General features: G+C 71.1%; 7 protein-coding genes. 3 read left to right on the top strand and 4 right to left on the bottom strand.

What is annotated here, in order from left to right; translation table 11 throughout:
• The coding region (locus CCN51_RS20540; protein ID WP_107426021.1) for an APC family permease at nucleotides 1-1,806 on the top strand (1,806 nt) is incomplete at its 5' end.
• A gap of 13 nt (nucleotides 1,807-1,819) precedes the next feature.
• Here CCN51_RS20540 and CCN51_RS20545 read toward each other — a convergent pair.
• Both CCN51_RS20545 and CCN51_RS20550 read right to left on the bottom strand, forming a co-directional pair.
• Complete coding sequence (locus CCN51_RS20545; protein WP_014181541.1) at nucleotides 1,820-3,859, bottom strand: NAD(+) synthase; 2,040 nt, start codon at nucleotides 3,857-3,859, stop codon at nucleotides 1,820-1,822.
• The gene (locus CCN51_RS20550; protein WP_014181542.1) at nucleotides 3,856-4,794 is read right to left on the bottom strand and encodes an SMP-30/gluconolactonase/LRE family protein; all 939 of its coding nucleotides are present in this window, start codon (nucleotides 4,792-4,794) and stop codon (nucleotides 3,856-3,858) included. The genes CCN51_RS20545 and CCN51_RS20550 overlap by 4 nt, the downstream gene beginning before the upstream one ends.
• 101 nt (nucleotides 4,795-4,895) lie before the next feature.
• On the opposite strand from CCN51_RS20550, the gene CCN51_RS20555 reads away from it, so the two are divergent.
• Nucleotides 4,896-5,348 (top strand): Lrp/AsnC family transcriptional regulator, encoded by a 453-nt coding sequence (locus CCN51_RS20555; RefSeq protein ID WP_014181543.1) that lies wholly within the window; start codon nucleotides 4,896-4,898, stop codon nucleotides 5,346-5,348.
• Nucleotides 5,349-5,390: 42 nt separating this feature from the next.
• Here CCN51_RS20555 and CCN51_RS20560 read toward each other — a convergent pair whose 3' ends face one another.
• On the bottom strand, nucleotides 5,391-5,894 hold the full coding sequence (locus tag CCN51_RS20560) for a metallophosphoesterase family protein (protein ID WP_086859955.1): 504 nt from the start codon (nucleotides 5,892-5,894) through the stop codon (nucleotides 5,391-5,393).
• Nucleotides 5,895-6,034: 140 nt separating this feature from the next.
• On the opposite strand from CCN51_RS20560, the gene CCN51_RS20565 reads away from it, so the two are divergent.
• The gene (locus tag CCN51_RS20565) at nucleotides 6,035-6,592 is read left to right on the top strand and encodes a tyrosine-type recombinase/integrase (protein WP_055414060.1); all 558 of its coding nucleotides are present in this window, start codon (nucleotides 6,035-6,037) and stop codon (nucleotides 6,590-6,592) included.
• Nucleotides 6,593-6,677: 85 nt separating this feature from the next.
• Here CCN51_RS20565 and CCN51_RS20570 read toward each other — a convergent pair.
• On the bottom strand, nucleotides 6,678-7,282 hold a 605-nt coding region (locus CCN51_RS20570; protein WP_245881656.1), incomplete at its 5' end, for a discoidin domain-containing protein.

The raw sequence follows: 7,282 nt of genomic DNA on the forward strand, positions 1-7,282 counted from the left end.
CTGACCGGTGTGGACTACTTCTCCACCCTGGGCTACCAGCCGGGCATCGCCGCCCTGGCGGCGGGTGTGCTCTCCCCGGTGGCCACGCTGGTGCTCGTGCTGGTCACCGTCGCCGGGGCGCTGCCGGTGTACCGGCGGGTGGCCGAGGAGAGCCCGCACGGCCAGGGGTCGATCGCGATGCTGGAGCGGCTGCTGTCGTTCTGGCAGGGCAAGCTGTTCGTCCTGGTCCTGCTGGGGTTCGCGGCGACCGACTTCCTGATCACCATCACCCTCTCGGCGGCCGACGCCACCGCCCACCTGATCGAGAACCCCAACGTCGGCGGTGCCCTCCACGGCCACGAGGTGGCCGTCACACTGGTGCTGATCGCTCTGCTCGGCGCCGTGTTCCTCAAGGGCTTCACGGAGGCCATCGGGCTGGCGGTGGTGCTGGTCGGCATCTATCTGACGCTGAATCTGGTCGTCGTGGTGGTGGGCCTGCAACGTGTGCTCGTCGAGCCGCATGTGGTCTCGGACTGGACCCGCGCGCTGACCGCCGAGCACGGCAACCCGCTGATGATGATCGGGATCTCGCTGATCATCTTCCCCAAGCTGGCGCTGGGCCTGTCCGGCTTCGAGACCGGCGTGGCCGTCATGCCGCATGTCGAAGGGGACCCTGGCGACACCGAGGAGCGCCCGGTCGGGCGGGTCCACAGGACCAAGAAGCTGCTGACCACGGCCGCGCTGATCATGAGCGTCTTCCTGATCGCCACCAGCTTCATCACCACCCTGCTGATCCCGCACCGGGAGTTCGAGCCCGGCGGGGCCGCCAACGGCCGCGCCCTCGCCTATCTGGCCCATGAACACCTGGGCAACGGCTTCGGCAGCGTCTACGACGTCTCCACCATCGTCATCCTCTGGTTCGCGGGCGCCTCGGCGATGGCCGGGCTGCTCAACCTGATGCCCCGCTATCTGCCGCGGTACGGGATGGCGCCGCACTGGGCGCGCGCGGTGCGGCCCATGGTGCTGGTCTTCATCCTCATCGCGTTCCTGGTGACCTGGATCTTCGACGCCAATGTCGACGCCCAGGGCGGTGCGTACGCCACCGGGGTGCTGGTGCTCATCGCCTCCGCCGCCATCGCCGTCACCATCGCCGCGCACAAGGCCGGACAGCGCCGCTGGACCGCGGTCTTCGCCACCATCGCGGCGGTCTTCGTGTACACCACGGCGGCCAACGTCGTGGAGCGGCCGGACGGTGTGAAGATCGGCGCCTGCTTCATCGCCGGGATCATCGGGCTCTCCCTGATGTCCCGGGTCGCCCGCGCCTTCGAACTGCGCGTCACCCAGGTGGACCTCGACCCGATGGCCGACCGGTTCGTACGCGACATCGCCCATCGCACCATCCGGTTCATCGCCAACGAGCCGGACCGCCGCGACCTGGCCGAGTACCGCGACAAGCTCCGCCAGATCCGGGACGACAACGACCTGCCGGCCGAGGAAGACTTCATCTTCGTTGAGGTCACCGTCTCGGACCCGTCGGAGTTCGAGACGGAGCTGCATGTGTGCGGGGAGGTGTTGCACGGCCGCTACCGCGTGCTGACGCTGGTCAGCTCCTCCATTCCCAACGCGCTCGCCGGGATGCTGCTGCACGTACGGGATGTGACGGGCCAGCGGCCCCATATCTACTTCGAGTGGACCGAGGGCAACCCCCTCGCCAACTTCCTGCGGTTCTTCCTCTTCGGGCAGGGGGAGGTCGCGCCCGTCACCCGCGAGGTGCTGCGCGAGGCCGAGCCGGACCGCGCCCGGCGCCCGCATGTGCATGTGGGCTGAGCACCGGCTGCCGTCAGGTGCCCGGGGTGTCGCAGCGGGTGAGGTCTCGCAGCCAGGCCTCGGCCGTACCGTCGGACGGCGCGCGCCAGTCACCGCGTGGCGAGAGGGAACCGCCGGCCGAGACCTTCGGCCCGTTCGGCATGGCCGATCGCTTGAACTGCGCGAACGCGAAGAAGCGGCGGCAGAAGACCTCCAGCCAGTGCCGGATCTCCGGCAGGTCGTACGCCACCCGCTCGGCCTCGGGGAAGCCCGGCGGCCAGGCGCCGGCGTCCCGGTCGTGCCAGGCGTGCCAGGCGAGGAAGGCGATCTTCGACGGCCGGAACCCGTGCCGCAGCACGTGGTGGAGCGTGAAGTCGTGCAGCGCGTACGGGCCGATCTGGGACTCGGTGGACTGCGGTTCCTTCCCTGGCACGAGCTCCGGGCTGATCTCAGTGTCGAGGATCGCGGCCAGGGTCGCGCCGGTCTCCTCGTCGAACTGGCCGCTGCCGATGACCCAGCGGATCAGGTGCTGGATCAGCGTCTTCGGCACACCGGCGTTGACGTTGTAGTGGCTCATCTGGTCGCCCACGCCGTAGGTGGACCAGCCGAGCGCCAGCTCCGACAGGTCCCCGGTGCCGAGCACGACGCCCCCGCGCTGGTTGGCCAGCCGGAACAGATAGTCGGTGCGCAGCCCGGCCTGCACGTTCTCAAAGGTGATGTCGTACACCGGCTCGCCTGACGCGAACGGGTGGCCCATCTCCCGCAGCATGAGCCGTGCGGTCGGCGTGATGTCCAGCTCGGCCGCGGTGACGCCGAGCGCGTGCATCAGTTTGTGGGCGTTGTCCTTGGTGTGGTCGCTGGTGGCGAAGCCGGGCAGGGTGAAGGCCAATATGTCGCCGCGCGGGCGGCCCGCGCGGTCCATCGCCCGGGCGGCGACGATCAGCGCATGCGTGGAGTCGAGGCCGCCGGACACCCCGATGACCACCTTCGGGCCGCCGATCGTCGCCAGCCGCTGCTGGAGCCCCGCGACCTGGATGCTGTACGCCTCGTAGCAGTCCAGGGCGAGCCGGTCGGGGTCGACGGGCACGAACGGGAAGCGCTCGACACGACGCCGCAGCCCCAGGTCGGCCCTCGGCGGGCCCAGCCGGAACGGCACCTGCCGGAAGCCGCCGGTGCGCGCGGCGTGCGCGCGGCGGTTGTCGTCGAACGTGCCCATGCGCTGCCGCTCCTGCCGCAGCAGGTCGAGGTCCACATCGGCCACCGCGTACCGGTCGTCGAGCGGGAACCGGTCGGTCTCGGCCAGCAGCACACCGTTCTCGTAGATCATGGTCTGGCCGTCCCAGGACAGGTCAGTGGTCGACTCGCCCAGTCCGGCCGCTGCGTAGACGTACGCCGCGAGGCAGCGCGCGGACGCCGAGCGGCACAGCAGCCGCCGGTCCTCGGCCCGGCCGACCGTGATCGGGCTGCCCGAGAGGTTGACGAGCACGGTCGCGCCCGCCAGGGCCGCCTCCGCACTCGGGGGCACCGGGACCCACATGTCCTCGCAGATCTCCGCGTGCAGCACGAGCCCGGGGACGTCCTGCGCCGCAAAGAGCAGGTCCACCCCGAACGGCACCATCGCGCCGTCGACCCGGATCGTCCCGCCGCGCTCGTCGTCGCCCGCGGCGATCTGCCGCCGCTCGTAGAGCTCCCGGTAGTTCGGCACATAGGACTTGGGCACGACGCCGAGGACCCGGCCTCGGTGCACCATCACGGCGCAGTTGTAGACCCGGTTGCGATGGCGCAGCGGGGCGCCGACGACAAGCACCGTCAGCAGATCCGCCGACCCGGCCACCACCGCCCCGAGCGCCGCCTCGACCTGGTCGAGCAACGCGTCCTGCAGCAGCAGATCCTCGATCGAATAGCCGGACAGACAGAGCTCGGGGAAGACGGCGACCGCGACCCCCTCGCGCGCGCACCGGCGCCCTTGGCGCAGCACCGCTTCGGCGTTCGCGTGCGGGTCGGCGATGACGGTGCGGCCGGTGCACGCGGCGACACGCGCGAAGCCGTGCTGATAGATCGACCGGAAGTTCACGGCCTGGGCCCCGGCCCGGTCGGATGCGTGCCCGTGACGCCCATGACCAGTGAGTAGAGGCTGGTCTGCGCCGTGATGAAGAGACGGTTGCGCTTGGCGCCGCCCCAGGAGATGTTGGCCACCGTCTCGGGGATGTCGAGCCGCCCGATCAGCGTGCCGTCGGGGTCGTAGCAGTGCACGCCGTCGTCCATCGCGGCCGCCCAGAGTCGCCCGCCGTCGTCGAAACGGAGGTTGTCGAAGCGGGCGGCCGAACGGGCCGCGGCCTCGGCGAAGATCTCGCCGTCCGACAGCGTGCCGTCATCGCGTACGCCGAAGACGCGGATGAAGCCGGCCCGGGTGTCGGAGACGAACAGTTGCCGCTCGTCGGCCGAGAAGACCAGGCCATTCGGCGCGCCGAAGCCATCGGCGACCAGGTGCACCGAGCCGCTGCCCGGGTCGATCCGGTAGACGTTGTTGGCGCCGATCTCGCTCTCGGCGCGATAGCCCTCGTAGTCACTGGTGATGCCGAAGTCCGGGTCGGAGAACCAGATCGAGCCGTCGGACTTCACCGCCGCGTCGTTCGGGCTGTTCAGACGCTTGCCCTGCCAGCGGTCGGCCAGCACCGTGACCGTGCCGTCGTGCTCGGTCCGGGTCACCCGGCGGTTGCCCTGCTCACAGGTGATCAGGCGCCCCTCGCGGTCGAGGGTGTTGCCGTTGGTGTGCCCGGCCGGGCGGCGGAAGACGCCGACCGCGCCGGTCTCCTCATCCCACCGCAGCATCCGGTCGTTGGGGATGTCACTCCAGATCACCTGCCGCCAGGCGGGCATGTATACGGGCCCCTCGGCCCAGCGGCAGCCGGTGTACAGGACCTCGAGGCCGGCATCGCCGCTCATGCACCGTCCGGTGCGGAACCGGTCGTCGAACATCTCGTACAGCGCGGGGCGCTCGCTGTTCACAGGCACCTCTCCCTTCCGTGGAAGATCGGATCTCCTCCGGCAAGAAGCATAGATGACCGAATGAGATATGGTCATCGCAGATTTCTACTGAATGGAATGCAATGGATCACATCGACCGCGCCCTGCTGGCACGGCTCCAGCAGGACGCCACCCAGTCCTACGCCGCGCTGGGCCGGGCCGTGGGCCTTTCCGCCGGCGCCGCCCATGAACGCGTGCGGAAGCTCCGGGAGCGCGGTGTGATCCGACGCACCGCGGCCGACGTGGACCCGGCGGCGGTGGGGGGCGGTGTGCTGGCCTACGTGACGGTCGACTCCACCTCCTGGATGGGAGACGCCGCGGAGAGCTTCGCCGCGCTCCCCGAGATCCTGGAGGCGCACGTCATCGCCGGCAGCGCATCGGTGCTGGTCAAAGTCAGGACCGCGACCACTGAGCAGTTGCAGGATGTACTGCGCCGGCTCTACGAGATCGACGGAGTCAGCGGGACGCGGGCCACGGTGGTGCTGGAGACCTTCTTCGAGCGGCCGGTCTCCCCTCTGAGCGCCGATCAGGAGTGATCCCGTGATCGCCGATCAGGAGTGATCCCGCGCGCTGTCTCGTCAGCGGCGGGGCGGCAGCCGGTGCAGTTCCACGCCGGTCAGCCGGCCCGCCGACACCTCGGCCGTCATATAGGTGCAGTGGGGCTGACGGCGCCGGTCGGTGGGGGAGCCGGGGTTCAGCAGCCGCAGCCGCTCCTCGGCCACTGAGTCCCACGGGATGTGGCTGTGGCCGAACACCAGCACATCCAGCTCGGGAAAGCGCGCGGCGCAGCGCGCCTCCCGCCCCCGCGCCACCCCGGTCTCGTGTACGACCCCGAAGCGCACCCCGCCCAGCTCCGCGTACGCCACCTCCGGCAGCCGCGCCCGCAGCGGCGGGCCGTCGTTGTTGCCGTAGACCCCGATCAGCCGCCGGGAGCGGGCCTCGAGCAGGTCGAGGGTGGCGGTGTCGACCCAGTCCCCGGCGTGGATCACGACGTCGGCGCGCGCCACCTGCGTCAGCAACTCCTCGGGGAGTTGCTTGGCGCGCAGCGGGACATGGGTGTCGGACATCAGCAGCAACCGCACCCGGCGACCGTACCGCGCGGCCCCGCCGGCCGCGCCACATCGGGGCCCGGGGGAATATCCGCCGTCCCCGGTGGGAAGTAAGGTGTGAGAAATAGTGTGCCAAGCGGCCCTGATGGTCGGATCCGGAGAGGCGGGCGTGGATGGCGGGGGAACCAGCGGGAGAACCAGCGGGCGACCGGTATCCGCGGCCGGTGGTGTCGGACGCCGAGGCGGAGTGGGTGTGGCGGCTGCTGTCGGTGCAGGCGATGGAGCAGGGCACCCGGCCGGAGACGGTGCGGCTGGCCGTGGTGGTCGGGCTGGCCCGGGCCACCGGCGCCCGGTACGGGGACCTGCTGCGCTGCACCACCGACGCGCTGGACCTGGACGCGGGCTCGGTGGCCGTCGAGCACGGCAAGCACCGCGTCCCGCGCCGCCACGGCCTGGATCCGGGCACGGTCATGGTGCTGCGGCGGTGGCTGCGGGTGCGTCAGGAGCTGTGCGTGGAGCTGGAGGGGACGGTGCCGAGGGCGTTGCTGCTGACGGTGCACCACACCCATGACAACGGGGTCACGGTCGCCGCCGGGCTGCCCATCACCCGCCAGGGCCTGGTGCTCTCCTGGCGCCGCTTCGTCCACCGTACGAACGCGACCTACGCCGCCCGGCGCCCCCCGCTGCCCACCCGCTTCGAACAGCTGCGCCGCGTCTGGTCCACGGGCTGAGCCGCCGGGTGCCGGGCCGTCGGGCGCCGGGCCGTCGGGCGCTGGGCTACCGGGCGCCGGGCCGCCGGGCGCCGGGCGTCACCTGTCACCGCCGGCCGAAGAACTCCACCTCGGCGATGGCCACCCGGCGATCGGACCGGACCCCGTACGCGCCGCCGACCGTCAGCCGTACCCGAGTGACCTCCGTCCCCGGGACGTCGAAGGTCTGCTGGCCGGGTTTGTCGTTCAGCTTGAGGGTCTTGGTGCTGCGCTTCCCCTCGGAGGAGACCAGCGTGACGGTGAGTTCCGAGGGCCGCGCCTGGGTCAGGAACTCGGCCTCCTTCGCCGAGCTCCCGGAGGTGATCAGCAGCTTCAGCAGCCGCACCGGCTGGTCGAAGTCGGCCTCCAGATACTGGCCGTCGGCGGGGCCGCCGGTGGCGGGCGCCCAGTACTTGTTGTTGTAGCCGTCGAAGGCCGCATGGGCCGTATGCCCGGGTGCCTGGCTGGAGCCGCGGAACTGATCGGCGTGCAGCGGTTTGGGATCGCTGGTCCGGTCCTGGGTGAAGGTGAACAGCTCCGAGAGCTGCCCGCGGCCGAACCAGGCCGCCGCGGCCAGAACGAGCAGCACGACCGGCAGCAGCAGCCGGGGCCGCGGCCGGCTCCTGAGCCGCGGCCGGTCCCCGGCCGTCAGCGGGCGCGGGGCCCCGCGCC

The organism is Streptomyces milbemycinicus (assembly GCF_002154605.1).
Taxonomy (GTDB): Bacteria; Actinomycetota; Actinomycetes; order Streptomycetales; family Streptomycetaceae; genus Streptomyces; species Streptomyces milbemycinicus.

Coding starts and splice junctions, on each gene's coding strand:
- CCN51_RS20565 (WP_055414060.1), top strand. CDS start 6,035: ATGGCGGGGGAACCAGCGGGAGAACCAGCGGGCGACCGGTATCCGCGG.
- CCN51_RS20555 (WP_014181543.1), top strand. CDS start 4,896: ATGGATCACATCGACCGCGCCCTGCTGGCACGGCTCCAGCAGGACGCC.